This is a genomic window from Pseudomonas sp. lyk4-R2A-8, from assembly GCF_030209095.1.
Classification (GTDB): Bacteria; Pseudomonadota; Gammaproteobacteria; order Pseudomonadales; family Pseudomonadaceae; genus Aquipseudomonas; species Aquipseudomonas quebecensis.
The window spans coordinates 326,177-350,094 of the sequence record NZ_JARVSS010000002.1 but is presented as its reverse complement, the minus strand read 5'-3'; the positions used below and the strand labels follow the sequence as shown (position 1 = coordinate 350,094).

Annotated in this window: 24 protein-coding genes; 13 read left to right on the top strand and 11 right to left on the bottom strand. The window is 62.5% G+C overall.

Annotated elements, in window-relative coordinates; translation table 11 throughout:
* The first annotated feature begins 3 nt into the window (after window positions 1-3).
* Genes QRN10_RS02860 through QRN10_RS02850 form a run of 3 tightly spaced genes read left to right on the top strand, consistent with a single transcriptional unit; the run spans window position 4 to window position 3,069 of the window.
* Window positions 4-1,185: an amino acid ABC transporter permease gene (locus tag QRN10_RS02860; protein ID WP_181078448.1), complete on the top strand. Its 1,182-nt coding sequence runs from the start codon at window positions 4-6 to the stop codon at window positions 1,183-1,185.
* A gap of 10 nt (window positions 1,186-1,195) precedes the next feature.
* Window positions 1,196-2,293 (top strand): amino acid ABC transporter permease, encoded by a 1,098-nt coding sequence (locus QRN10_RS02855; RefSeq protein WP_285427817.1) that lies wholly within the window; start codon window positions 1,196-1,198, stop codon window positions 2,291-2,293.
* Between the two features lie 11 nt (window positions 2,294-2,304).
* A complete protein-coding gene (locus QRN10_RS02850) occupies window positions 2,305-3,069 on the top strand; it encodes an amino acid ABC transporter ATP-binding protein (protein ID WP_034096008.1) in 765 nt (254 codons plus the stop codon).
* 49 nt (window positions 3,070-3,118) lie between these two features.
* Here the strand turns inward: QRN10_RS02850 and QRN10_RS02845 are convergent, their stop codons facing one another.
* The gene (locus QRN10_RS02845) at window positions 3,119-3,601 is read right to left on the bottom strand and encodes a type II toxin-antitoxin system MqsA family antitoxin (RefSeq protein WP_266248025.1); all 483 of its coding nucleotides are present in this window, start codon (window positions 3,599-3,601) and stop codon (window positions 3,119-3,121) included.
* Window positions 3,598-3,909 carry a type II toxin-antitoxin system MqsR family toxin gene (locus tag QRN10_RS02840; RefSeq protein ID WP_285427816.1) on the bottom strand — a complete coding sequence of 104 codons (312 nt, stop codon included), beginning with the start codon at window positions 3,907-3,909 and terminating at the stop codon, window positions 3,598-3,600. The genes QRN10_RS02845 and QRN10_RS02840 overlap by 4 nt, the downstream gene beginning before the upstream one ends.
* Window positions 3,910-4,068: 159 nt before the next feature.
* On the opposite strand from QRN10_RS02840, the gene QRN10_RS02835 reads away from it, so the two are divergent.
* Entirely contained in the window at window positions 4,069-4,728 is a 660-nt protein-coding gene (locus tag QRN10_RS02835; protein WP_181078441.1) for a FadR/GntR family transcriptional regulator, read from the top strand.
* Window positions 4,718-5,983: a CynX/NimT family MFS transporter gene (locus tag QRN10_RS02830; RefSeq protein WP_285427814.1), complete on the top strand. Its 1,266-nt coding sequence runs from the start codon at window positions 4,718-4,720 to the stop codon at window positions 5,981-5,983. The genes QRN10_RS02835 and QRN10_RS02830 overlap by 11 nt, the downstream gene beginning before the upstream one ends.
* Here QRN10_RS02830 and QRN10_RS02825 read toward each other — a convergent pair.
* The 8 genes from QRN10_RS02825 to QRN10_RS02790 all read right to left on the bottom strand — a co-directional run bounded on the left by QRN10_RS02825 (window position 5,980) and on the right by QRN10_RS02790 (window position 13,702).
* Window positions 5,980-6,627 (bottom strand): DUF1120 domain-containing protein, encoded by a 648-nt coding sequence (locus QRN10_RS02825; protein WP_181078437.1) that lies wholly within the window; start codon window positions 6,625-6,627, stop codon window positions 5,980-5,982. The genes QRN10_RS02830 and QRN10_RS02825 overlap by 4 nt on opposite strands.
* A gap of 18 nt (window positions 6,628-6,645) precedes the next feature.
* On the bottom strand, window positions 6,646-7,785 hold the full coding sequence (locus QRN10_RS02820) for a DUF1120 domain-containing protein (RefSeq protein ID WP_266248030.1): 1,140 nt from the start codon (window positions 7,783-7,785) through the stop codon (window positions 6,646-6,648).
* 11 nt (window positions 7,786-7,796) lie between these two features.
* Window positions 7,797-10,217, bottom strand: a complete 2,421-nt coding sequence (locus QRN10_RS02815) for a fimbria/pilus outer membrane usher protein (RefSeq protein ID WP_502941362.1) — start codon at window positions 10,215-10,217, stop codon at window positions 7,797-7,799.
* Window positions 10,218-10,320: 103 nt separating this feature from the next.
* The gene (locus tag QRN10_RS02810) at window positions 10,321-11,013 is read right to left on the bottom strand and encodes a fimbria/pilus chaperone family protein (protein WP_181078431.1); all 693 of its coding nucleotides are present in this window, start codon (window positions 11,011-11,013) and stop codon (window positions 10,321-10,323) included.
* A gap of 31 nt (window positions 11,014-11,044) precedes the next feature.
* Window positions 11,045-11,626, bottom strand: a complete 582-nt coding sequence (locus tag QRN10_RS02805) for a DUF1120 domain-containing protein (protein WP_253512000.1) — start codon at window positions 11,624-11,626, stop codon at window positions 11,045-11,047.
* A 132-nt stretch (window positions 11,627-11,758) separates the two neighbouring features.
* On the bottom strand, window positions 11,759-12,376 hold the full coding sequence (locus QRN10_RS02800) for a DUF1120 domain-containing protein (RefSeq protein ID WP_181078427.1): 618 nt from the start codon (window positions 12,374-12,376) through the stop codon (window positions 11,759-11,761).
* Window positions 12,377-12,413: 37 nt separating this feature from the next.
* On the bottom strand, window positions 12,414-13,031 hold the full coding sequence (locus QRN10_RS02795; RefSeq protein WP_181078425.1) for a DUF1120 domain-containing protein: 618 nt from the start codon (window positions 13,029-13,031) through the stop codon (window positions 12,414-12,416).
* Window positions 13,032-13,078: 47 nt separating this feature from the next.
* Window positions 13,079-13,702, bottom strand: coding sequence for a DUF1120 domain-containing protein (locus QRN10_RS02790; protein WP_285427812.1), 624 nt, complete (start codon window positions 13,700-13,702; stop codon window positions 13,079-13,081).
* Window positions 13,703-14,159: 457 nt separating this feature from the next.
* Between QRN10_RS02790 and QRN10_RS02785 the strand changes: the two genes are divergently transcribed.
* The 7 genes from QRN10_RS02785 (at window position 14,160) to dacB (ending at window position 21,730) form a co-directional block, all read left to right on the top strand.
* Complete coding sequence (locus QRN10_RS02785; RefSeq protein ID WP_253510597.1) at window positions 14,160-14,966, top strand: response regulator; 807 nt, start codon at window positions 14,160-14,162, stop codon at window positions 14,964-14,966.
* 181 nt (window positions 14,967-15,147) lie between these two features.
* Window positions 15,148-15,783, top strand: coding sequence for a response regulator (locus tag QRN10_RS02780; RefSeq protein ID WP_181078419.1), 636 nt, complete (start codon window positions 15,148-15,150; stop codon window positions 15,781-15,783).
* A gap of 93 nt (window positions 15,784-15,876) precedes the next feature.
* The gene (locus QRN10_RS02775; protein WP_285427841.1) at window positions 15,877-16,347 is read left to right on the top strand and encodes a nuclear transport factor 2 family protein; all 471 of its coding nucleotides are present in this window, start codon (window positions 15,877-15,879) and stop codon (window positions 16,345-16,347) included.
* Between the two features lie 36 nt (window positions 16,348-16,383).
* On the top strand, window positions 16,384-16,659 hold the full coding sequence (locus tag QRN10_RS02770; protein ID WP_181078415.1) for a GIY-YIG nuclease family protein: 276 nt from the start codon (window positions 16,384-16,386) through the stop codon (window positions 16,657-16,659).
* 76 nt (window positions 16,660-16,735) lie between these two features.
* Window positions 16,736-17,671, top strand: coding sequence for a glutathione S-transferase family protein (locus QRN10_RS02765; RefSeq protein ID WP_285427811.1), 936 nt, complete (start codon window positions 16,736-16,738; stop codon window positions 17,669-17,671).
* A 110-nt stretch (window positions 17,672-17,781) separates the two neighbouring features.
* On the top strand, window positions 17,782-20,202 hold the full coding sequence (locus QRN10_RS02760) for a TonB-dependent siderophore receptor (RefSeq protein WP_285427810.1): 2,421 nt from the start codon (window positions 17,782-17,784) through the stop codon (window positions 20,200-20,202).
* Between the two features lie 82 nt (window positions 20,203-20,284).
* Window positions 20,285-21,730 carry a D-alanyl-D-alanine carboxypeptidase/D-alanyl-D-alanine endopeptidase gene (gene dacB / locus QRN10_RS02755; RefSeq protein ID WP_285427809.1) on the top strand — a complete coding sequence of 482 codons (1,446 nt, stop codon included), beginning with the start codon at window positions 20,285-20,287 and terminating at the stop codon, window positions 21,728-21,730.
* 1 nt (window position 21,731) lies between these two features.
* Here the strand turns inward: dacB and QRN10_RS02750 are convergent, their stop codons facing one another.
* Entirely contained in the window at window positions 21,732-22,511 is a 780-nt protein-coding gene (locus QRN10_RS02750; RefSeq protein ID WP_253510603.1) for an IclR family transcriptional regulator, read from the bottom strand.
* A 120-nt stretch (window positions 22,512-22,631) separates the two neighbouring features.
* Here QRN10_RS02750 and hmgA point away from each other — a divergent pair, with 120 nt between their 5' ends.
* On the top strand, window positions 22,632-23,915 hold the full coding sequence (gene hmgA / locus QRN10_RS02745) for a homogentisate 1,2-dioxygenase (RefSeq protein WP_181078405.1): 1,284 nt from the start codon (window positions 22,632-22,634) through the stop codon (window positions 23,913-23,915).
* Window positions 23,916-23,918 lie beyond the last annotated feature (3 nt).

The window sequence follows — 23,918 nt, the reverse complement described above, 5'->3', positions numbered from 1 at the left end:
TTCATGCAAAATCAAATCGGCGCACCCAAGCAGAAGCTCAGCTTCAGCGACCCCAAAGTGCGTGCGTGGCTCTTCCAGATCATCACGATTGTGGCGGTGGTCTCGCTGGGCTGGTACCTCTTCAACAATACCCAGACCAACCTTCAGCACCGGGGCATCACCTCGGGTTTCGACTTTCTTGAACGCAGTGCCGGCTTCGGCATCGCGCAGCATTTGATCGACTACACCGAATCGGACAGCTATGCCCGGGTGTTTGTGATCGGCTTGCTCAACACCTTGCTGGTGACGTTCATCGGCGTGATCCTGGCGACCCTGCTCGGCTTTATCGTCGGCGTGGCACGCTTGTCGTCGAACTGGATGATCAACAAGCTGGCGACGGTGTACGTGGAAATCTTCCGCAACATTCCGCCGCTGTTGCAGATCCTGTTCTGGTACTTCGCGGTGTTCCTGACCATGCCAGGGCCGCGTAACAGCCATAATTTCGGCGACACCTTCTTTGTCAGCAGCCGTGGTCTGAATATGCCGGCAGCGCTCGCCGCTGATGGTTTCTGGCCGTTCGTGGCGAGCATGGTGCTGGCCATCGTGGCAATCGTGCTGATGGCGCGCTGGGCCAACAAGCGCTTTGAAGCCACGGGCGTTCCGTTCCATAAATTCTGGGCGGGCCTGGCGCTGTTCGTGCTGATCCCGGCGCTGTGCGCGTTGATCTTCGGCGCACCGCTGCATTGGGAAATGCCCAAGCTGCAGGGCTTCAACTTCGTCGGCGGCTGGGTATTGATCCCCGAACTGCTGGCATTGACCCTGGCGTTGACGGTGTACACGGCGGCGTTTATCGCCGAGATCGTGCGCTCGGGCATCAAGTCCGTCAGCCACGGCCAGACCGAAGCCGCTCGCTCCCTGGGCCTGCGCAACGGTCCCACGCTGCGCAAGGTCATCATCCCGCAGGCGCTGCGGGTGATTATTCCGCCGCTGACCAGCCAATACCTCAACCTGGCGAAGAACTCGTCGTTGGCCGCCGGTATCGGTTACCCGGAAATGGTTTCGCTGTTCGCCGGCACGGTGCTTAACCAGACCGGCCAGGCGATCGAAGTCATTGCCATCACCATGAGCGTGTACCTGGCGATCAGCATCAGCATTTCTCTGCTGATGAACTGGTACAACAAGCGCATTGCGCTGATCGAGCGGTGAGGAAACGCACATGAGTTCGCATACTTTCAAACCTGATATGCCGCCGCCGAGCAAAGTCTTCGGGCCGATGGCATGGATGCGCGCCAACCTGTTTTCCAGTTGGCTCAACACCCTGCTGACCTTGCTGTCGATCTACCTGGTGTACCTGGTGGTGCCGCCGATCCTGCATTGGGCCATCCTGGATGCCAACTGGGTCGGCACTACCCGCGCCGACTGCACCAAGGAGGGCGCCTGCTGGGTGTTCATCCAACAGCGCTTCGGGCAGTTCATGTACGGCTACTACCCCGGCGACCTGCGCTGGCGCGTGGACCTGACCGTGTGGCTGGCCATCGTCGGCGTGGCACCGTTGTTCATCTCGCGCTTCCCGCGCAAGGCGATCTACGGGCTGGGCTTCCTGGTGCTGTACCCGATCATCGCCTTCTTCCTGCTGCATGGCGGTGTGTTTGGCCTGGCCACCGTGGCCACCAGCCAATGGGGCGGCCTGATGTTGACCCTGGTGATCGCCACCGTCGGTATCGCCGGCGCCTTGCCGCTGGGCATCGTGCTGGCCTTGGGGCGACGTTCGAACATGCCGGCGATTCGTGTGGTCTGCGTGACGTTCATCGAGTTCTGGCGCGGCGTGCCGCTGATCACCGTACTGTTTATGTCCTCGGTAATGCTGCCGTTGTTCCTGCCCGAAGGCATGAACTTCGACAAGCTGCTGCGGGCGCTGATCGGTGTGATCCTGTTCCAGTCGGCCTACGTCGCCGAAGTGGTGCGCGGGGGCTTGCAGGCCATCCCTAAAGGGCAGTACGAAGCTGCCGCGGCGATGGGCCTGGGTTACTGGCGCAGCATGGGCCTGGTGATCCTGCCGCAAGCGCTGAAGCTGGTGATCCCAGGGATCGTCAACACCTTCATCGCGCTGTTCAAGGACACCAGCCTGGTGATCATCATCGGCCTGTTCGACCTGCTCAACAGCGTCAAGCAAGCCGCCGCCGACCCCAAATGGCTGGGCATGGCCACCGAAGGCTACGTGTTCGCCGCCCTGGTGTTCTGGATTTTCTGTTTTGGTATGTCGCGCTATTCCATGCATCTGGAACGCAAGCTCGACACAGGCCACAAGCGTTAGGAGTTCTTTTGATGAGCGAAGCAATCAAACAGCCTGTGGGCCCTGAAGGCATTATCCAGATGCAGGGCGTCAACAAGTGGTACGGCCAGTTCCACGTGTTGAAAGACATCAACCTGAACGTCAAGCAGGGCGAGCGTATCGTGCTGTGCGGACCGTCGGGTTCGGGCAAGTCCACCACCATCCGCTGCCTCAACCGCCTGGAAGAGCATCAGCAGGGCCGCATCGTGGTCGATGGCGTTGAGCTGACCAACGACCTCAAGCAGATCGAAGCGATCCGCCGTGAAGTCGGCATGGTGTTCCAGCACTTCAACCTGTTCCCGCACCTGACCATCCTGCAGAACTGCACGCTGGCGCCGATGTGGGTGCGCAAGATGCCCAAGCGCAAGGCCGAAGAAATTGCCATGCACTACCTGGAGCGCGTGCGCATCCCGGAGCAGGCCCACAAGTTTCCGGGGCAGTTGTCCGGCGGCCAGCAACAGCGTGTGGCGATTGCCCGTGCCTTGTGCATGAAGCCGAAAATCATGCTGTTCGATGAGCCGACTTCGGCACTCGACCCGGAAATGGTGAAAGAGGTGCTGGACACCATGATCGGCCTGGCCGAAGACGGCATGACCATGTTGTGCGTGACCCACGAGATGGGCTTCGCCCGCACCGTGGCCAACCGCGTGATCTTCATGGACAAGGGCGAGATCGTTGAGCAAGCGGCGCCGAATGACTTCTTCGACAACCCGCAGAATGATCGGACCAAGCTGTTCTTGAGCCAGATTCTGCATTGATCGATGCTTGAAACAATAAACCCGGCCTGGCCGGGTTTATTGTTTCTGTTCAGCAGGCCTTCAGTGCCTTCTGCCCTGTGTTCACGGTATGAGTGAAGCCCCGCAGGTCAGCGCCTTCGGCCAATACCTTGGCGTCGGCGAGCAAATGAGGGTGACGATCGAGCAATCGCATCAACAGAACCAGTGGCTTCGGTGGCAGAAGCTCACCGCGCTCATACCGTGAAAAAGCGTTGTGACCGCCTCCGGATAACAGCTGCACGGTTTCTTTTTGGGTAAGGTGCAGCTTGCGACGGATACGTTTCATCTCGTTACCGATCATTGTCCGCGCAGCCTGGACGAGTTCATCACCAGCTTTTGCGTGACGCTCCGCACTGTCCGGATCATACATGCCGTCGCCGCAGGCATGGCATTCCCAGCCAGAAAGGTCATCGACACGACGCTCCATCCCTTTGACGCTAATGGTCTCGCTACGGCCCTCGAACCGAGTCATGCCTTCGGGCGTACCGCATATAAAGCACTGTTGAGTTTTCATGAGCTGCACTCCTTGAAGGAGATTACCGGTGGGTTACCACCTGAGCCGTAAGTGACCTTTATGTAAATCTCCATGCCGTGTGAACTGATGTGGTACACGTCCTGCCAGACCTTATGGTCTGCATAGGTAGTCATCGATTTGTACAACATCCTGGTTTGCAATTGAAAAACGACCTCTTGCATTTCATGGATCTCAAAGCCGAGTGTCCTCCCCGTGATCTTCGCCGTTGAGGTAAATGCCTTTTCCCCAAGTCGCCTGACATCCGCCTTTATCACCGCCAAATCGTAATGAGGTGTGTACTTTTCCATAAGACACCTGAGCCCAATAATTACCCTCTAAGGGTAATTTTACCAGTCGAAAATACTGCTCCTTTTCCTGCCTAAGAACCCTAGTGCGTTGCGTTCGTAGGCAACTCTGAATAGGCTGTGGGAAAATTCATCCTATGATTGGACGAAATCACGCAACCCATGACAGACATCGCCCCGTTGATCAAACGCTCCCTGGTGGACCAGGCCCTTGAGCAATTGCGCTGGCGCATCAGCGAAGGCAAATGGGCCATCGGCGAACGCCTGCCCACCGAACCTGAGCTATGCGCTGAACTCGGCATCAGCCGCAATACCGTGCGCGAGGCCATGCGCGTTCTGGCGTTTTCGGGGTTGATCGAGGTCCGCCAGGGTGACGGCAGTTACCTGCGTTCAATGACCGACCCGTTGGGCACGATGCGCGCGCTGTCCCATTGCACGTTGGAGCAGGCACAGGAAACGCGGCGGATTCTGGAAGTGGAAGCCATCGGCCTGGCGGCGCTGCGCCGTACCGAGCAGGACCTCGAACAGGTGCGTGCGGCGCTCAAGGCCAGCGGCGAGCTGTACCAGGGTGACCTGGAGGCCTATATCAGCGCCGACCTGGTGTTCCATAAACGCCTGGTGGACGCCGCCCACAACCCTGCGTTGAGCGAGCTGTACCACTACTTTTCCAGCGTCGTCGCCGCCCAGTTGCGCCAGACCTTGAACACCTCACCGCGTCGTCAGGCGGTATTCGATCTGCACACCGCCCTGCTCGACGCCGTGGAACACCAGGACCCGGAACGCGCCCAATCCCTCTGCCGGCAGTTGATCAATGAACCTTGAAACCCGACGCACAAACGAACTCGAAGAATTGTTGATCGACGCCGAGGCCGATGACGACCAGGTACAGCACAGTCACCCCGTGGTCCAGCGCCCGTGGCTGCTACTGCTGGGGCTGATCCTGGTGGCGCTGAACCTGCGCCCGGCCTTGTCGAGCATGGCACCGTTGCTCAGCGATGTGTCCGCCAGCCTGGGGTTGTCGGCGGCCAAGGCCGGTCTGCTGACGACCTTGCCGGTGCTGTGCCTGGGCCTGTTTGCGCCATTGGCGCCGATCCTGGCGCGGCGTTTCGGTGCCGAGCGGGTGGTGCTGGGGATTCTGTTGATGCTCGCGACGGGGATCGTTCTGCGCAGCTCGTTCGGTGAAACCGGGCTGTTTGTGGGCAGCCTGATCGCCGGGGCGAGTATCGGCATCATCGGCGTGTTGCTGCCGGGGATCGTTAAGCGCGACTTTGCCAGGCAGGCCGGCGCCATGACCGGCGTCTACACCATGGCGCTGTGCCTGGGCGCGGCGCTGGCGGCGGGTGCCACGGTGCCGTTGAGTCATTACTTTGGCGACCGTTGGAGCATCGGCCTGGGCTTCTGGATGGTACCGGCCGTGGTGGCGGCGCTGTTCTGGCTGCCTCAGACCGGCCAGAAACACGGTGCTCATCAGGCCGCTTATCGGGTGCGGGGGCTGCTGGCGGACCCGTTGGCCTGGCAAGTCACCCTCTACATGGGCCTGCAATCGTCGCTGGCCTATATCGTGTTCGGCTGGTTGCCGTCGATCCTGATCGGCCGTGGCCTCAGCGCGACCGAGGCGGGGTTGGTGCTGTCCGGCTCGGTGCTCGTGCAACTGGCCAGCTCCCTGGCCGCGCCGTGGCTGGCCACGCGTGGCAAGGACCAGCGCCTGGCCATTGTGGTGGTGATGCTGCTGACCCTGGGCGGCCTGTTCGGTTGCCTGTATGCGCCGCTCGACGGGCTATGGGGCTGGGCGATCCTGCTGGGCCTGGGGCAGGGCGGCACCTTCAGTCTGGCGCTGACCCTGATCGTGCTGCGTTCGCGCGACGCCCATGTGGCGGCGAACCTGTCAGGCATGGCCCAGGGCATCGGCTACACCCTGGCGTCCCTCGGCCCATTGGCGGTCGGCCTGGTGCACGACTGGACCGGCGGCTGGACGGCCGTGGGCTGGATCTTCGCCGTGCTTGGCCTGGGGGCGACCATCGCCGGGCTGGGCGCCGGCCGTGCCCGCTATGTGCAAGTGAGCACCGAAGCGCGCTAGAGGTACACCACCTCCAGGGTTGCCGAGCCGTCGAGTCGCACGTCCTGGCTCAGGTCCAGGTTCTGTCTGGCATTGATCACGGCGTCGACCTTGACCGTGCTGATCAGCTCCTGAATTGCCGATGGCCCGCTGGTGCTGCCTTCGATGTCGGTGAACCCCAGATAGCTGTTGGCCCCGATATCGATGGGATTCAAGTTGGCGGTACGCCACGCCACGCCGCCGGTGGTGGATTCGGTGCCGTAGACCTGCGTTGCACTGTCGACCAGGCTTTGGCGCGGATCGAATGTCATGGAATACAGGCCAATGCGATTGCCGCTGTTGTCGAGCCCCAACCCGTAGTAAATCTCACTGTTGACCATGGCCGTGCCGTCACGGTTGTCACGCATGCGCAGGGCGAAGCGGCTCGCGCCGTTACAATACAAGCTGACTTGCAGATGCCTGGCCGCCAGGCGCGTGCCCCTGTCGATATTCAAATCCTGCTGGGAAATCCTGCCGTAGTCGATCACGCCTGCGCTTGAAAGCCGGGGTGTGCATGCGGTGGGCGTTATCGCACCATTGACGCTAAGGTCCACCGTGGACGCGGCCAGACTGTACTGGGCGCTGGTCAGCAGCAGGAAGGAAACTGCGATGCGACGCATCTTCATAATGTGCACTCCAGGGGATTACAGGTAGATGATTTCGAGGGTGCCGGAGCCGTTGATGTACACCACGTTGCGCAGGTCCAGGGATTGGGTCGGCGCAAGATAGGTCTTGATGCGAACGGTGCCGGACAGATTCTGGATCGCCACCGGGCCGAGTGTGCTCCCGGTGCTGTCGGTAAAACCCATGATGCTGTTGGCGGCCATGGGGATTTGTCGTGAACTGGAACTGCTCCAGGCCGCGCCACCGCTGGTGGAGTCGGTGCGATAGAGCCTGGCGAACGCGTCGGCGGTGAATTCCGCCGGATCGATAGTCAGGTAAAAACGGCCGATCTTGTTCTGGCTGTTATCCAGGTCCAGGCCGTAGGCGGTCTCGTCGGTGCCACCGGTGGCGGAGCCCTGGCGGTTGTCGTGCATACGCAGGGCGAAACGTGCCGGCGCGTCACAGCTGATGGACAGCTGCAAGGTGCGAGTAGGCAGTGGCGTTTCGCTGGTCGCGTTCAGATCCTTGACCAGCAAGGTGCCGTAATCCACCAAGCCATCGTTGGACAGCAGCGGACGGCAGGCGACGGGGGTGAAGTGGGCACGCAATGTGAGTTCCTGGGAGTAGCCGCTGCGGCCATTGTGAAATGTCCCATAGGCCTCCCAAGTGGTGGCGTCTCGAACATGGGTGGCGCCGACATCGGCCCAGGCGCCGACAGTCAACTGCAGTGAAAAGCGTCTGCCCGTTAATACCGAGCCGTTTTGTACCGGAGCGATGCCGTGGTCAGCCCGCCAGTTCAATACTGCGCCATTGAGCACGGGGGGTTGACCGTTGGCGGGCAGCAATCCCAACTCGACGGCCTGGCCATCCAGCACGCCATCCCCAGCCTGTATTTCATAACTGCCATGTTCGGTAAATCGCAGGCGTTGCGAGCCTGCCGCCAGCGCGCGATAGAACAGGCTCATATCGGTCGGTTGCGGGCAATTGAAGTGCACGCTCAACCGGCGTTCGCCAAGCCACCGCTGGGGTGCACTATCTTTTTGCGCCGTGCGGTTCATCAGGCCGAAGTCCAGTAACGGTTCGCTGATGGTCAGTTGGCAGTCGTCCTGGGCCTGGGCGGTGCCCAAGGCACCGATCAGCAACCAGGCGCTCAGGTGTCGCAAGCGGTTTTCAAGCGGCATGTCGGTTTTCCTCAAGGCGTGTGGCAGCGCGCGGATGCGGTTTCGAAATACACCGATGGATCACCTTTTTCCGGCAGGTTGAAGCGTAATTCGCAGCGCTTGTTGGCGCTGGTGGTGACCCACAGCGTGGTTTGATCCAGTACGTTGGGCAGGAATACCTGGCTGGCGTCCTGGACCAGCGTGACGAACTCGCCGGTGGCCGTGCTGACGGTGGCGCCTCGCGGCAGCGGGGCGCCCCGATCGTCACTGACGGTCAGCAGTACCCGGCGGGTCAGCGACACCCCAAATTCAACCCGGTCCACGGCGCCGCGTCCGGCGGAGATCATCGCCAGGCCGTTATTGATATCGGCATTACGCGGCAGCGAGCGGGTGTGGACTTCGACCGGGCTGCGGCCGTAAGCGCTGACCTGGGGCACCACCGCCTGGCCTTGCCAGTCGGTCCAGACCGGGCCGCTGGGGGTGTTGAGCTTGATGCCGCTCATGTCGCCCACCGAGACCACGGCGAAGGTGTCGCGCACTGGATACGGCGACAACGTGACCCCGCCGCCATGCAGCACTGCGCCGCCGCGCGCGCCGCCCTGGTAGCTCGATCGCTCGGCGTCAGAGCGGCTGTAGCTGAAGTCCAGTTGGCTGTAGCGCGGCAGGACTGAGACGCCCAGTGTGGTTTCCACCTGCTGGTCACGGGTGTCGTGCTCGGCGCTGAGCCGATAGCCAAATTGATCGTTGACCTGTTCGTTCAGGCCCAACCCTGTGCGCTGTTCGCCGTCTGAGTTGCGCACCCAGCCGCGAACCCGGCGGCTTGCGCCTAGCGGTACGCTGACGTTCAGGTAGACCGCGTTGTCCTGCTGCTGGCGCCCACCCATCTGCCACTCGGCACTGGCCGACAGCGATACCCCGCCGACGCTGGTGCCCCACGATGCCAGCCCCCGGCTGCTGCTGTTGCCATCAAAGCTGCTGGAACGCGAAGCGCCGACACTGAAAGCCCCCAGCCACGCATGGGCCCAGCCCAAGGTAAGGCTTTGTTGATCGCGATAGCGCGAGCGCCGTTGTTGACTGGTTTCAGCCCCGTATGTGGTTTCTTCCAGCTCGCGATAGCCGGCCGTACGCCAGGAGTTGGCGGCGCTGAACGACCATTGTTCATTGAGCCGCTGCGACCAGGCGAGGTCGGTTTGCACGCCGCGTGCGCTGTTCCCGGCGCGGGCGTCGGCGACCTGGCTGGAGAGCTGGATCTGGCCGTCCAGCCACGGCAGCCAGCCCAGGCTCAGTCCGACGGCACTGTAGTCGCTGGTCGTGAGCACGCCGCTGCCGAGGGTCAATTGCGGGTGCACGGCGCCCGTCCAGCCAGCACTGACAACCCACGGGTTGTCACTTCGGGCATCCCCGATAGTGCGCACGCGTCCGGCCGCCACCGAATAGCCGGGGGCGGGCAGACCGAGGCCGAGCATGGCCGCCGGCACGGTAAAACGCCGCTCGCCGCCGCTGCTTTCCTTGACCGTGACTTCGACGTCCGAGCGCGTGTTCAAGCGTCGCACGTCGGTCAGCGAAAACGGCCCGGCGGGGACTACCGTGGAATGAATCAATGCGCCGTTCTGGCGAACCTCGACCTGCGCCGGACTGTCGGCGATGCCGTTGATGGTCGCGCCCTGGCCCTGCTCCTGAAGCGCCTGCTCCGTGAGCACCTGTACCCCGGTGATCTGCGCACCCGCCAGTACCGGGTTGTAAAGGTTGATCTGCCCGGCCTGCACCACCGCCTGATGGCTGGCGAAGGTGCGTTGGGCATAGGCCTCCAGGTGGGTGCTGCGCGTTAGCCCGTCCTGCCAGGTTTTCACCTGGCGGCTGCGCACGATCCAGTCACCGGCATTGAGGCCCACCTCGGTATTGGCCGAGCCGAAGCGGCTGGCATCATCGCCCAGACGATTGTAAAAACCGGTGAGATCGTAATTGAGCAAACCCGCGAAGCCACCGGTTTGATACCCGGAGACGTCCTGCCGCAGCGGACGCAGAGCCTCGGTCGGCACCACCAGCGAAACCGTGAGCGTGGCCGGGTCCGGCTCCACCAGGCTTTGCGGGTACCGGGCGAGAAAGTCGTTACAGCGCTCGCCGTCGCCTGGGTTCACCAGGTTGGCGGCCTCCAGCAACGCGTGGTCAAAACACAGGGTGCCCTGTTGGTCGAAACTGACTTCCACTCGGCCACGGCGCTGGCCATTGACGCGCAGGGTAACGGCGTGGCGGCCGGCGGCGAAACGCGGTGAGTCCAGCAGCAGGCTGGCCAGTTGCGGATCAATGCCGCGCTGGAGCAAGGTCTTGGCATCGAACTCAGGGCGTTCATCGGCCCACACCCTGGCGGGCCACAAGGCGCACGCCAACAGCGTCGCCGCTAAGGTCAGTCGGGTGGGCGCATTGGGCACGGCTTCGCCGTCACGGTAACTCAATACTGTTTTCACGAAATGCACTCGAGTAAGGGATACCTGGGTGTCCCGGTGACGGTCCTTGAGCCGTCACTTCGTTGTGCAGGCGCGGTGGCGCCTGGTTTTTTCAGAAGGTGATAGGCGCTTCGTAGGCGGAAACGGCAAAGCCATACACCGTCGCCGGCTGCAGGCGTACCTTGCTGGCCGCGCCGCCTGTTGCCGGCACACTAAGGGTTTCCCCCGGCAGCACATAGGTGCGTGGCAACATGGCCTTGCCATCGCCGGGCAGCAGGCGCAGCTCCTGAGCCAGTCGCACCACGTACGGGGTGTCATTGCGCACCTGCAAGGAGCCTCCTTTGAGCGACCAGGTCAGCCCGGTCCACGGAGTGCGATTGGGAGCAAGCCCCTTGGGGTGAATGATGACGGGCAGGTTTTGCCGTACCGTCACCCCGACTCGCGCATGGCCGGCTTCGGTGGCGGGGCGGCCTTGCGGCATGCCTTCGAAAATCACCCTTTTCAGACGTTGGGTCTGCAACGGTTGCCGGTTTTGCAGAATGAAGCGCACCAACTGCGATGCAGAGGCTTCCACCCGCGACAGCGGCGGGGTCAGCACCAGCAACGGCTCGGTGTCCTCGGGAATATCTTCCAGGGTGACGTGCAGCAGTGCCAGTTGGCTGTCGGTGTTGGTGACCGAAACGGCGGCCTCCCCATCCGCTTCATTAACGATCACTACGGATGTCTCCGGGACCATACCGTCGGCCAGTGCCTGTGTACTGATCAGCAAGGCCAGTGCCGCGATTTTCAACAAGGTTGTCGTCATGACGCAGGTTTCCATTGGGGCAACATGGGGGTTAGAGATAGCGCAGATCCAGCACGATGGAACCGTCAAGCGGTATCTCCTGATCCAGGCTCAGGTACCGGGACAGGTTGATCGACGTGTCGATCCGCAACTGGGTAGCCAACTGGCTGAAGAAATCGGGTTGACGGTCCCCTGGCAAGGCGAAACCCATGTAGGTACGTGGGTAGGCATTGGATTCCTGTGTCCAGGTTTCACCGCTGTCGCTTGAGGCCAGTACTTGCAAGGGTTGTGCATCACCCACCGGGTTGCGGTAGGACAACGCCACGGAGCCCAGCAATTCTGCGGGGGCATGAATATTTCTTCCCAGGCCATAGAAATAGTCGGGCGCCAGCGAGGACTCTGCGCGGTTGTCGACACCCACCAGCGCAAACAGCATCGGTCGGCTGCAGTGCACGCTCAACGCCAGCCAACGGCTGGGCAGCACGGTGAACTCATTGGCGTTAAGCGTGTGGGCCGGGATTTTCCCGTGATCGACGCTGCCCTCCTCGGACAGTTCCACTTGACAGGCGTCTGGCGTCAATCGGCCGGTCACTGTGAGGTCTACCGATGAAGCGGCGAGGGTCGTGGTGGCCATCGCCAGCACCAGCGGCACCGTCAGGATACGAAAAAGCGTGTTCATCGGTTGGGCCGCTGGCAGAGGTGAGTATGGCCGATACGGGAAAACGTCCTGCCCGTCAGTGGCTGCAAGGCATGTACGTCCACGGCGTTACAGATACTTCACTTCAAGGGTGGCGGAGCCATCGAGGGTCACCTCGTTGCTCAGGTCCAGCCCGTCGGTGCGGGCGATGATAGTTTGCACCTGCAGTTGCGCCACCAGTTCCTGGACCGGCACCGGTTGAGTGGGGTCATCCATGCTGGCAACCGACATGTACAGGCCGGCATTCCAGACTCTTTCGCTGTACCAATTATCCTGGCCGTTGAACGACGCAATGGGTTGTACCGCTGTACCGTCGGCGACCGGATTGCTCAGCGTCAGCGAGAACCAGCCGAGCTTTTGGTCGCCGTTGATCAGGCCCAGCCCATAGTCGGAAGACATGATCGATGAGCCGGCCCGGTTGTCGATCGAATGCAATGCAAAAGGAATGGCTGCATCGCAGGACACCGCGAGGGTGAGGTTGTGCGTGCCGATGTGGGTCGGATTATCGGTGTTCAGGTCCTTGGCGGAGATCTTGCCGTGGTCGATCACCCCGTTGCTCGACAGGCTCGGGGTACAGGCGCTCGGAATGATCAAGCCTCTGACCGTAAGGTCCACGGTTGAGGCGGCGAAGGCTGCGGGACTGCTGATCAGCAAGCTGGTGGCAAGGGCGATGAGGGGCTTTTTCATGGGGCTGAGTTCCTTTCACTTCTATCTTGGGTGGCGCTTAGAGGTAGCTCAATTGCACGGTGGCGTAACCGTCGAGCGGGACTTCATCGGTCAGCGTTATGCGATCGGTAGGGACGAGGTGGGTAAGCACCCCGATGTCGGCATCCAAATCCTTGACGGCAGCGGGCACAAGGTCTGTGTTGCTGGCTGAAATCGCCGTCAGGGTGGCGCTACTGAGGACGTTGTCCGGCGCCCAGCTCATGCCGCCATCCCAGGAAACGATCAGGTGGGCCGGCGCACCGTCGGCCACGGCGTTATGAAGATGAAACGCGGCGCCTCCGATTTTTTCTCCATCAGGCGTGAGGCCAAGCCCGTGCCAATGCTCGTGATTGGCGGAGGTGCCGGCACGATTGTCGATGGTGGTGAGGGTGAAGAACGTCGGGCCTTCGCACCGCACGCTGATTGGCATCGTTTGCGCAGGCAACGCGGTGTGGTGGTCAGGGTTGAGGGTGGCGAACGACATTTTTCCGTAGTCGATCGTACCTTCACCGCCGATCAGCGGTTCGCAGGCGTTGGGGGTGATCGAGCCCCGTACGGCCAGGTCCATGGAACTGGCCGCGAATGCAGGCGGGGCCAACAGCAACGTAAATATGAGGCGGGAGGCAAAAGTGTGCATGTGCAAATAGCCCTTTGTCAGGTGTCATCTTGGGGCGGAGCTCGGCGCTACAGGTACTTCACTTCCATAGTCGCGGAACCGTCCAGCGCGACTTCACTGGTCAGTGTCAAGGTGTTGGTTGCCGCGATGGCGGTGTGAAGGGTGATGTCCATCGTTGCGTTCTGCAAAGGGTGGGGTATCCAGCCGCTGTCGGTCAGGCTGCCCAGCGCGACCAGATCGTTTGGCCTGACGGCATCATCGTCAAAGAGGAGGTACCAGCGGTTGTTCACCTCGTCTCTGGTCAGCAGCGTGGAAGGGGGGTCCGCGGCGGGATTGCCGAAGGTCAAGTGATAACGGCCCAGCTTTTGGTTCTCGTTAATCAGGCCCAGGCCAAACGCAGAACCGTGGATTGCTGAGCCTGCACGATTGTCGATAGGGCTGATCGCGAACAGCGTGGCGGCGTCGCAGTTCACGCTCAGTTGAAGGGTGCGCCGCTCAAGATTGGTATAGCGGTCCGCCTGGAGGTCCTGCACGGAGATTTTTCCGTAGTCGACTGCGCCTGGGAGCGTCGGCGTGCAGGCGCTGGGCGTGATCACCCCGGTGACGGTCAGCTCCGTGGTGCTTGCCGCCAGCACTGGCAGGGAGGCGGTGAAGAGTAGCGCGCTGCCGAGCGCAACCAAATGCTTGTTCATGTCGATGCTGTTCCGGTGTGTGGCTGACAGGCGCACACGCGCCGATGACTCAGCATCAAGTGCTGGCACTGTCGGGCGGTGTGTCCGGTCTGGTTTTATAACCGCCTGTCGAAGTGGCGGATCGTCACCCTCTAACGGGGTGGTGCGGAATTTAGCGGTGCAGGGTGGTCGGGGATATACAACTTTTACGACAAAGAATTGGAGGTGACGTTACAGCCGAATCAGTGTCAGAAGAAGTAATCGCACGTGTAGGAAAAACTGCCTTTTCGTAGTTTTCGTATGTCGGCTGCGGTTGATCGAGGCTATTTCTGTTCAGGCGACGATGGTCATGTATGTGTCATGTAACCGCTGCACAGTGCGCCTCTTTGACTGTCGCGTCAGTGCCCGCGGGATCACAATCGTTCGTCCCGATCCACAGGGCACTGGAAAAACGAAAGCAACCATGAGGTATGCGAGCGTGCTTTCGAGCGATGTCGCTTCGCGGGAACTGCAACGCCTTGCTTCCCCACCTGCGCATTGGCGGCACTTGCGCGTGCTGGTGGCAGAGGACCATTCAACCTACAGAGCCATGATGGGCTGGTTTCTACACAAGCTCGGGCTTACCCACACATTGGTCGCGGATGGGCGCAGCGCCTTGGTTGCCGTTGCGCGCAAGCGCTTCGACCTGGTGATCAGTGACTGCCAGATGCCGGTGATGGACGGCTACGCCATGGCCCGCGCCATTCGCCGACATGAGCAGGCCTTGGGGCATGGGCGAGTCCCGATCATCGCCTTGACCGGCAACCTGTTGCACGACGATCCGCAACGGTGCCGCGACGCCGGCATGGACGCCTGGCTGCTCAAGCCACTGACCCTCGCCCAGTTGCACGAGTTGCTGTCGCGCTGGCTGCCTGGTCCGATTCATGTGCAGCGACCCGGCGCGCCGGCAACCCGGGCGTCGACATGGCCGACCCGCGCCGATCTGATCCAGATGTTCGGCAGCGGGCAGGTGGTCGACCAGATGCTCGCCGGCCTGCTCGTTGAAGCGCGTGCGGACAGCTCGGCCCTGGCGCATGCCCGAATGATCCTGGATGCCGCGCTGACCGAGCAGTGCCTGCATCGCCTGGTGGGCAGCCTGGCTTTTCTTGGCGGGACTGAACTGGAGGCCAGGGGAATCGCGCTGATCCACGAGATACGCACCCAAGGGATGTTGCTCAGTTGCGTACATTTGGATGTTTTTATGCGGGATTTAACGGCGTATCTCACTTACTTGAGTGTGTTGTGATGATTTGAATGACTTTAATGTGTTTCGAGTATGTAAGAGCTTTCCTGGTGTTTTGTAGGTTAAATGTTATGAGCTACCAAACATTGGGCGATGCTTGGACAGACTCGAAGTTGCCGGTTGTTGAGGATCGCCCGCAGGGTTATTTTGCGCGGATTCAGGTCGCCATCATCCGTGGGTACTTATGCTTCGAGTAATTATTGCTGACGATCACCCCATTGTTCGCATCGGACAGCGGGTGGTGATCGAGGCGGCAGGCAGGTGCGAAGTGGTGGGTGAGGCCAATGGCCCCGATGAATTGCTCAAACTGTTAAGCACCATGCCTTGCGATATGCTTGTTACCGATTTCGCCATGCCGGGCGACCAGCAGGCCGATGGCTACGGCCTGCTTGGCCTGCTGCACCGCCAGTACCCGACGTTGCCGGTGATTCTGGTGACCATGTTCGCCAATGTCGCCACCCTGCGCGCTTCGTTTGCCCATGGCGCCCAGGCCATTGTCGCCAAAAGTGCCTCGGCCAAGGAGCTGCCGCTGGCGATCAGGGCGGTGGGGGCCGGCCAGACCTTTGTCAGTGAGTGTTTGCGCAACCAACTGGTGGAGGCGGGGCCGGGCGACCAATCACAGCAACCACAGCTGTCCGGCAAGGAGCGCGAAGTGGTGCGCATGCTGGCCAGCGGCATGACCGTCAGCCAGATCGCGGCGCGGGTCAACCGCAGTGTGTCCACCATCAGCAAGCAGAAGTGCACGGCCATGAACCGGTTGTGCATTTCCACGGACGTGGACCTGTTCGCTTATGCCCGCAGTTGCGGCATGGTGCCGTAAGACACGCTATCGGGAGGGTGAATGCCAGTAGCCTTGGCGGCGCAGGCGGCTTATCGTGCGGCTATCTTTTTCGCCGCCAACGGAAGCCTGCCCATGAGTGACGCCCATAACGCCCTGATCACCGAGTTCTACCGCGCGTTCCAGCGCCTGGACGCCGACGCCATGAGCGCCTGTTACACCGACGACGTGGTCTTCAGCGACCCGGTTTTCGGCGAATTGCGCGGGCGTGACGCCGGCGACATGTGGCGCATGCTCACTTCGCGCGCCCAGGATTTCTCGTTGACGTTCGACAGTGTGCGCAGCGATGACGCCCGCGGTAGCGCGCATTGGGTCGCGACGTATCTGTTCAGCGCCACCGGCAACACAGTGGTCAACGATATCCAGGCGCGGTTCGTGTTTCGCGACGGCAGGATCTGCGCGCACCACGACAGCTTCGACCTGTGGCGCTGGTCGCGCCAGGCGTTGGGTACCAAGGGCTTGTTGCTGGGCTGGACGCCGCTGGTCAAGAACGCCGTGCGCACCCAGGCGCGCAAAGGCTTGAAGGCATTCCAGGCCGGTCGTTGATAAGCTTGGCGCTTCCCCGGTTGATTGACGTTGCCCGTGACTGATCCTGTTCAAACCAAACCCTGGTTCGTCTACCTGGTGCGCGCCGCCAATGGCGCGCTGTATTGCGGCATCAGCAATGACCCGCAGCGCCGCTTCGCGATGCACCAGAGCGGCAAGGGCGCGCGGTTTTTCCTGTCCAGCCCGGCCGTGGCGCTGGTGTACACCGAGCAGTGTGCGAGCAAGGGCGAAGCGCTGCGCCAGGAGCGCTTGATCAAGCGACTGAAGAAGAGCGCCAAGGAATGCCTGGCGGCGAGTGGTTCATTGATCTGACTGATGAATGCTCATCACGGCATCGCTGCACATTGCGCGCTAAGCTGGCGGTTCAACTGGTTAAATGGACCGCGGCATGTCTGAGCTCATTCTTCATCACTACCCCACGTCCCCCTTTGCGGAAAAAGCCCGGTTGTTGCTGGGCTTCAAGGGGCTGTCCTGGCAGTCCGTACTGATTTCGCCGGTGATGCCCAAGCCGGACCTCACCGCGCTCACCGGCGGCTACCGCAAGACCCCGGTGCTGCAGATCGGCGCCGATATCTATTGCGACACCGCGTTGATCGCCCGGCGCCTGGAGCAGGAAAAGTCCGCGCCGGCGCTGTTCCCTCTCGGCCAGGAAATGATCACCCAGACCTTCGCCACCTGGGCCGACAGCGTGGTCTTTGCCCACGCCGTGAGCCTGGTGTTCCAGCCGGAATCGGTGGCGGTGCGCTTTGGCAAGTTGCCGCCGGAAGCGATCAACGCTTTTATGGCCGACCGCGCCGCGCTGTTCAGCGGCGGTTCGGCGAGCAAGCTCAGTGCCGAGGTGGCCAAGCATCAATGGCCGGCGATCATGACGCGCCTGGAGCAGCAGTTGCAGCGCCAGGCGGGGGACTTTCTATTTGGCCAACCGTCGATTGCCGATTTCGCCCTGGCTCATTCGCTGTGGTTTTTAAAGGCCACGCCGGTGACGGCGCCGCTGGTGGATGCCTACCCGGCGGTGTGCGCGTGGCTGGGACGTGTGCTCGGGTTCGGCCACGGCACGCCCAGCCAGATGACCGCCGACCAGGCCTTGGAGATTGCGCGCAACGCTGCATCGGCACCGCTGCCGGACGAGGCGTTTGAGGACCTGAACGGCTTTCACGCCGGCCAGGCGGTGAGCATCAGCGCCACTGACTACGGCGTCGACCCGGTGGCCGGCGAGCTGTTGTTCGCCGGGCGCGAGGAGCTGATCCTGCGCCGCACCGACGAGCGCGCCGGCACCGTGCATGTGCATTTCCCACGCTTTGGTTTCCGTATCCAGGCGCACTGACTGAAATTATTTATCCAGAACCGATGAGGTAAACCGCCGGCCCATCCGTGTAGTGCTTGAAACTGCGATCAATTCGCATTAACAGCGTTTTCTACACGGGTTCTCACAGCATGAAGTCGATGGCGGGCGGTTGGGTAAAACAGTGGCTGGGGGCTTCGGTACTGGCGGTGTCAGGCGTGGCCTTGCTGCCGTTGAGCGTGGCGCGGGCGCAGGAGCAGCAAAGCACGGCCTTTAACTTTGCTCTGGCGGCCAAACCGCTGCCCCAGGCCCTCAGCGATTTCAGCCGGGTCACCGGGATCAGCGTGATCTACACCGATGAAGCGCCCTACGGGCTCAGTGCGCCGGCGGTGCGCGGGCAGATGAGCGCGACCCAGGCCCTGCAACGGCTGTTGAGCAACACCGGCATGACCTTCCGCCAGATCGACGCCCGCACTCTGGCCCTCGAACCGGTGCCCACCGACGGCGCGCTCAACCTGGGCGCCACCACCATCAGCGGCATCGGCCAGGTCGAAGACAGCAGCAGCTACCAGCCGCCACCCACCAGCTCGGTGATGCGTTCCCACGGCCTGCTGCTGGAAACCCCGCAAACCGTCAACGTGGTGCCGGCCCAGGTGCTGCGTGACCAGACCCCGCGCAACCTGGACGACGCCCTGGCCAATGTCAGCGGCATCACCCAGGCCAACACCCTGGCCAGCACCCAGGACGCGGTGATGCTGCGCGGCTTCGGCGACAACCGTAACGGTTCGATCATGCGCGACGGCATGCCGGTGGTGCAGGGCCGTGCGCTGAACGCCACGGCCGAGCGGGTTGAAGTGCTCAAAGGCCCGTCGTCGCTGCTGTACGGCATCCAGGATCCGGGCGGCGTGGTGAATATCGTGAGCAAAAAGCCGGAATTGACGCCGTTCACCGCGCTGACGGTGCGCGGCTCCACCTTCGGCGACGGCAAGAACGGCAGTGGCGGCAACCTCGACACCACCGGGCCCCTGGGGGATTCGGGCCTGGCGTATCGGCTGATCGTCGACCATGAAGACGAAGACTACTGGCGCAACTTCGGCACCCATCGCGAATCGCTGGTGGCGCCGTCCCTGGCCTGGTACGGCGACTCCACTCAACTGCTGTTCGCTTATGAGCACCGTGAATTTCTCTCGCCGTTCGACCGGGGCACGGCCATCGATCCCAAGACCAACCATCCGTTGGATATTCCGGCGACCCGCCGCCTGGATGAGCCGTTCAACAACATGGAAGGCCGCTCCGACCTGTACCGCTTCGAAGCCGACCACGATCTGAACGACGATTGGAAAGCCCACTTCGGCTACAGCTGGAACCGCGAAACCTACGACGCCAGCCAGGTACGCGTCAGTGCCGTGAACGCCAATGGCACCCTGACGCGCAGAATGGACGGCACCCAGGGCGCACTCACCACCGACCGTTTCAGCACTGCCAGCCTGGAAGGCAAGGTCAACGTACTGGGCATGCAACATGACTTGGTGTTCGGCCTGGATGACGAATACCGCAAAATCTACCGCGCCGACCTGATTCGCCAGGCCTCGCGCGGCCCGTTCAACTACAACAATCCGGTGTACGGCAACGAAGTGGCAGGCACCAGCGTCAGTGCCGCCGACAGTGCCCAGACCGACCTGCTGCGCAGCGATTCGCTGTTTTTCCAGGATGCGATTCACCTGACCGACCAGTGGATTTTCGTAGCCGGCGCGCGCTACCAGATGTATGACCAGTACGCCGGCAAGGGCGTGCCGTTCAAAGCCAATACCGACGGCAAGGGCCAGGCCTGGGTGCCGCGTGCCGGGCTGGTGTACCGCTATACCGATGAACTGTCGTTCTATGGCAGTTACACCGAGTCGTTCAAACCCAACTCCACCATCGCCGCCCTGGCCGATGGCAGCACCTTGACCGGCGATCTGACGCCTGAGCAGGCCAAGTCCTGGGAACTGGGAGCCAAGCTCGACATTCCCGGGCGCATCACCGCCAGCGCGGCGTTGTTCACCATCGACAAGCGCAATGTGCTGGTCTCGGTGGGTTCCGGCGCGAACACGATCTACAGCATCGCCGGCCAGGTGCGTTCCCGTGGCCTTGAACTGGACGCCACCGGCCAGTTGAGCGACCAATGGAGCGTGATCGGCAGCTACGCCTACACCGACGCCGAAGACATCAAGGACAACGACCCGACCCTGGAAGGCAACCGCCTGCAGAACGTCGCCAAACACACCGGCTCGCTGGCGCTGGCCTATGACTTTGGCAGCCTGTTTGGCGGCGATCGACTGCGCATGGGCGCGGGTGCGCGCTACGTGGGCGAGCGCGCGGGCGATGCCGCCAATGACTTCACCTTGCCGGGCTACACCGTGGCCGATGCCTTTGCCACCTACGACACGAAACTCGACGGGCAGAAGGTCAAATTCCAGCTCAACGTGAAAAACCTGTTCGACCGCACGTACTACACCTCGGCGGCCAGCCGGTTCTTCGTGTCCATGGGCGATGCGCGGCAGGTGTCGGTGTCCAGCACACTGGAGTTCTAAGGCTGGTGGTAGGCCCGCTCGCCACCGGCATGCGGAGCTGTTAGCGTTGCCGCCACTGAAGATTTTGCGGAATTTCACACTGATGCATGTTGGACGATGGCTACCCCTGCTGTGCCTGAGCGTTTTCATAGGCGGTTGTGCGAGTGTCTCGCCAACCTCCACCCCGGCCATCCTCGACCACCTGCTGGCCGATCCGGCCTTCAACGGCGCAACGGTCTCGTTGATGGTGCGCGACGCCCGCAGCGGCACCACCCTCTACCAGCACAACGCGCGCACGCGTCTGGTGCCGGCCTCCAACCTCAAGTTGCTGACCACGGCGGCGGCGATGGATGTACTGGGGCCGCACTACCGGTTTTCCACGCAGGTGCTGAGCACGGGCGGCCGCCAGGGCGAGCGGCTGGCGGGCAATATGTATCTGCGCGGCCTGGGCGACCCCACCGTGCAGTTCGCCGATTACCAGGCACTCGCGGCGCAACTGGCCAGTCAGGGCGTGCGCGAGGTGCAGGGCGATCTGGTGTTCGACGATACCTGGTTCGACGCCGAGCGCCTGGGCGTCGACTGGGCCCAGGATGACGAAAGCACTTACTACGGCGCGCAGATTTCCGCGCTGACAGTGTCGCCCGACTCGGATTTCGATGCGGGCACTCTGATCGTCACGGCCAAGGCACCTGTGGCAGTCGGCCAGCCGGTGAACGTCTCCGTGAGCCCGGCCACCGATTACGTGCAACTGAGCAATCGCGCCGTCAGCGGCCCCGGCAACGATTACGGCATCACCCGTCAGCACGGCACCAACCTGCTGCAACTTCGCGGTGCGCTGGCGCCTGGCAAGCAGAGCCGGCAATGGGTGAGTGTGTGGGAACCGACCCAGTTGGTGGCGAACCTGTTTGAACAGGCGCTGGCTCAGCAGGGCATCAAGGTGCAGGGCCGGCGCGTGATCGGTGGCGCTACGCCCGCGACGGCGACGACGCTGGCCGAACATCAGTCGGCGCCGTTGCAGGACTTGATCACGCCGTTGCTTAAACTCTCGAACAACAACATGTCCGAAGCCCTGCTCAAGGCCATGGGCCGCAAGACCGCGGATGCCGGCACTGCGGCGGCGGGCGTGGCGGCGGTGGCGGGCTTTATGACACGTCAGGGCCTGGACCCGTCCGCCCTGAGCCAGGTGGACGGTTCGGGCCTGTCGCGGCGCAATCTGGTGTCATCTCAGACCTTCACCGACCTGCTGCTGGCCAGCGCCCGGCAACCCTGGTTCGACGCCTGGTACACCGCCCTGCCGATTGCCGGCGACCCGGACCGCATGGTCGGTGGCAGCCTGCGCTATCGCCTGCGCGGGACGGCGGCGCAGAACAACCTGCATGCCAAGACCGGTTCCATGGCCGGTGTGTCGTCGTTAAGTGGCTATATCACCGACGCCAACGGCCGGCGCCTGGTGTTTTCGATGGTCAGCAACAACTACCTCAGCTACGCCGCGCCGGTGCGCGCCGTGGAGAACCGCGTGGCCCGGGCCCTGGCTCAGTGGCAGGACTGAATCAGGGCTGATAGCCCATGCGCCAGCTCACCGCCCGGGTCGCCGCCAGCAATTGCCGGGCCGCCGGGCCGTCTTCGTCGGCGTGGAACAGCGAGGTGGGGCCGACCACGGTCATTACCGCCGCCACCTGGCCGACGGCGTTGAACACCGGCGCCGACAAAGCGTCCACCCCCGGCATCAGCAAGCCATGCACAAAATGCAGGCCACGCTGGCGGATCTGTTGGCAGGTGATGGCGTAGGCCTGGTCGTCCGCCAGGGCGTGGGCGATGCCTGCCTCGATCTCCTGCTGGCGCAGCTCCACGGTTTCCCGCGTGGGCAGAAACGCGCTGAACACCAGGCCGGTGGATGAACTGAGCAGCGGCAGCACCGAGCCCAGTTGCGTCACCACCGTCACCGCGCGCACCGCCGGCTCGATCTGCACCACGGTCGCGCCCTGGTTGCCCCATACCGCCAGAAAGCAGGTTTCATTCAGTTGGTCGCGCAGTTCCGCCAGGGGCAGGGCACCGACTTTCAGTACGTCCATGCTGCCCAGTGCGGCCAGCCCCACGCGCAAGGCTTCGCGGCCCAGGCCGTAATGGTTGGTGGCGGCGTTTTGTTCGGCGAACCCCGAGGCGATCAACGCTTGCAGGTAGCGATGCACCTTGCTCGCCGGCATCTGCACATGTTCGGCCAGGCGCGACAGCGACGTGGCCGGCGACAGCTCAGCCAGGGCCTTGAGAATATCGGTGCCCACTTCGGCCGAGCGGACTTTCTGTTTACCGGTGTCGCGGGGCTTTTCCATGGAGAGGCGGGGTTCCGAAAGATGAATGGGCGTCTTTATAGCTTGACGCTCGATAGCGATCAAATTACGTTATGCGTAACTGGATTACGATAAAAACAACTTCCGTACAGAGGACGATCCATGACCCTCGAATACCTGTCGGGCTTCGGCAATGAATTTGCCAGCGAAGCCCTGCCCGGCGCCTTGCCGGTCGGCCAGAACTCCCCGCAAAAAGCACCCTACGGCCTGTACACCGAGCTGTTCTCCGGCACCGCGTTCACCATGGCCCGCAGCGAAGCCCGGCGAACCTGGTTGTACCGCATCCAGCCGTCGGCCAATCACCCGGCGTTCGCCAAACTGGAGCGGCAGTTGGCCGGCGGTCCGCTGGGCGCGGTGACACCCAATCGGCTGCGCTGGAACCCGCTGGATATGCCCAGCGAGCCGACCGATTTTATCGACGGGCTCGTCGCCATGGTCGCCAACTCGGCGTCGGAAAAACCTTCAGGCATCAGCATTCATCACTACCGCGCCAACCGCTCCATGGAGCGGGTGTTCTTCAACGCCGACGGCGAATGGTTGATCGTCCCCGAGCACGGCCGCCTGCGCCTCGTCACTGAACTGGGCGTGCTTGAGGTCGAGCCGCTGGAAATCGTCGTGCTGCCGCGCGGCCTTAAATTCCGGGTCGAACTGCTGGATGCCCAGGCGCGCGGCTATATCGCCGAAAACCACGGCGCGCCGCTGCGCCTGCCGGACCTGGGGCCCATCGGCAGCAACGGCCTGGCCAACCCGCGGGACTTCCTCAGCCCCGTCGCCCATTACGAAGACCTGCGGCAACCGACCACCCTGGTGCAGAAGTTCCTCGGCGAACTGTGGGCCTGCGAACTCGATCATTCACCGCTGAACGTGGTGGCCTGGCACGGCAACAACGTGCCCTACAAATACGACCTGCGCCGCTTCAATACCATCGGCACCGTCAGTTTCGATCACCCGGACCCGTCGATCTTCACCGTGTTGACCTCGCCCACCAGCGTGCACGGCCTGGCCAACCTCGACTTCGTGATCTTCCCGCCGCGCTGGATGGTGGCCGAGAACACCTTCCGTCCGCCGTGGTTTCATCGCAACCTGATGAACGAATACATGGGCTTGATCCAGGGCGCCTACGACGCCAAGGCCGAGGGCTTTCTGCCCGGCGGTGCGTCATTGCACAGCTGCATGAGCGCCCACGGCCCGGATGGCGAGACCTGCACCAAGGCCATCAACGTGGAACTGGCGCCGCACAAGATCGATAACACCATGGCCTTCATGTTCGAGACCAGCCAAGTGCTGCGTCCCACCCGGTTCGCCCTGGACTGCCCGCAACTGCAACCTGCCTACGACGCGTGCTGGGCCTCGCTGCCCGTCACCTTCAACCCGAATCGGAGATAACCC

Coding starts and splice junctions, on each gene's coding strand:
- QRN10_RS02860 (WP_181078448.1), top strand. CDS start 4: ATGCAAAATCAAATCGGCGCACCCAAGCAGAAGCTCAGCTTCAGCGAC.
- QRN10_RS02855 (WP_285427817.1), top strand. CDS start 1,196: ATGAGTTCGCATACTTTCAAACCTGATATGCCGCCGCCGAGCAAAGTC.
- QRN10_RS02850 (WP_034096008.1), top strand. CDS start 2,305: ATGAGCGAAGCAATCAAACAGCCTGTGGGCCCTGAAGGCATTATCCAG.
- QRN10_RS02845 (WP_266248025.1), bottom strand. CDS start 3,601: ATGAAAACTCAACAGTGCTTTATATGCGGTACGCCCGAAGGCATGACT.
- QRN10_RS02840 (WP_285427816.1), bottom strand. CDS start 3,909: ATGGAAAAGTACACACCTCATTACGATTTGGCGGTGATAAAGGCGGAT.
- QRN10_RS02835 (WP_181078441.1), top strand. CDS start 4,069: ATGACAGACATCGCCCCGTTGATCAAACGCTCCCTGGTGGACCAGGCC.
- QRN10_RS02830 (WP_285427814.1), top strand. CDS start 4,718: ATGAACCTTGAAACCCGACGCACAAACGAACTCGAAGAATTGTTGATC.
- QRN10_RS02825 (WP_181078437.1), bottom strand. CDS start 6,627: ATGAAGATGCGTCGCATCGCAGTTTCCTTCCTGCTGCTGACCAGCGCC.
- QRN10_RS02820 (WP_266248030.1), bottom strand. CDS start 7,785: ATGCCGCTTGAAAACCGCTTGCGACACCTGAGCGCCTGGTTGCTGATC.
- QRN10_RS02810 (WP_181078431.1), bottom strand. CDS start 11,013: ATGACGACAACCTTGTTGAAAATCGCGGCACTGGCCTTGCTGATCAGT.
- QRN10_RS02805 (WP_253512000.1), bottom strand. CDS start 11,626: ATGGCCACCACGACCCTCGCCGCTTCATCGGTAGACCTCACAGTGACC.
- QRN10_RS02800 (WP_181078427.1), bottom strand. CDS start 12,376: ATGAAAAAGCCCCTCATCGCCCTTGCCACCAGCTTGCTGATCAGCAGT.
- QRN10_RS02795 (WP_181078425.1), bottom strand. CDS start 13,031: ATGCACACTTTTGCCTCCCGCCTCATATTTACGTTGCTGTTGGCCCCG.
- QRN10_RS02790 (WP_285427812.1), bottom strand. CDS start 13,702: ATGAACAAGCATTTGGTTGCGCTCGGCAGCGCGCTACTCTTCACCGCC.
- QRN10_RS02780 (WP_181078419.1), top strand. CDS start 15,148: ATGCTTCGAGTAATTATTGCTGACGATCACCCCATTGTTCGCATCGGA.
- QRN10_RS02775 (WP_285427841.1), top strand. CDS start 15,877: ATGAGTGACGCCCATAACGCCCTGATCACCGAGTTCTACCGCGCGTTC.
- QRN10_RS02765 (WP_285427811.1), top strand. CDS start 16,736: ATGTCTGAGCTCATTCTTCATCACTACCCCACGTCCCCCTTTGCGGAA.
- QRN10_RS02760 (WP_285427810.1), top strand. CDS start 17,782: ATGAAGTCGATGGCGGGCGGTTGGGTAAAACAGTGGCTGGGGGCTTCG.
- dacB (WP_285427809.1), top strand. CDS start 20,285: ATGCATGTTGGACGATGGCTACCCCTGCTGTGCCTGAGCGTTTTCATA.
- QRN10_RS02750 (WP_253510603.1), bottom strand. CDS start 22,511: ATGGAAAAGCCCCGCGACACCGGTAAACAGAAAGTCCGCTCGGCCGAA.
- hmgA (WP_181078405.1), top strand. CDS start 22,632: ATGACCCTCGAATACCTGTCGGGCTTCGGCAATGAATTTGCCAGCGAA.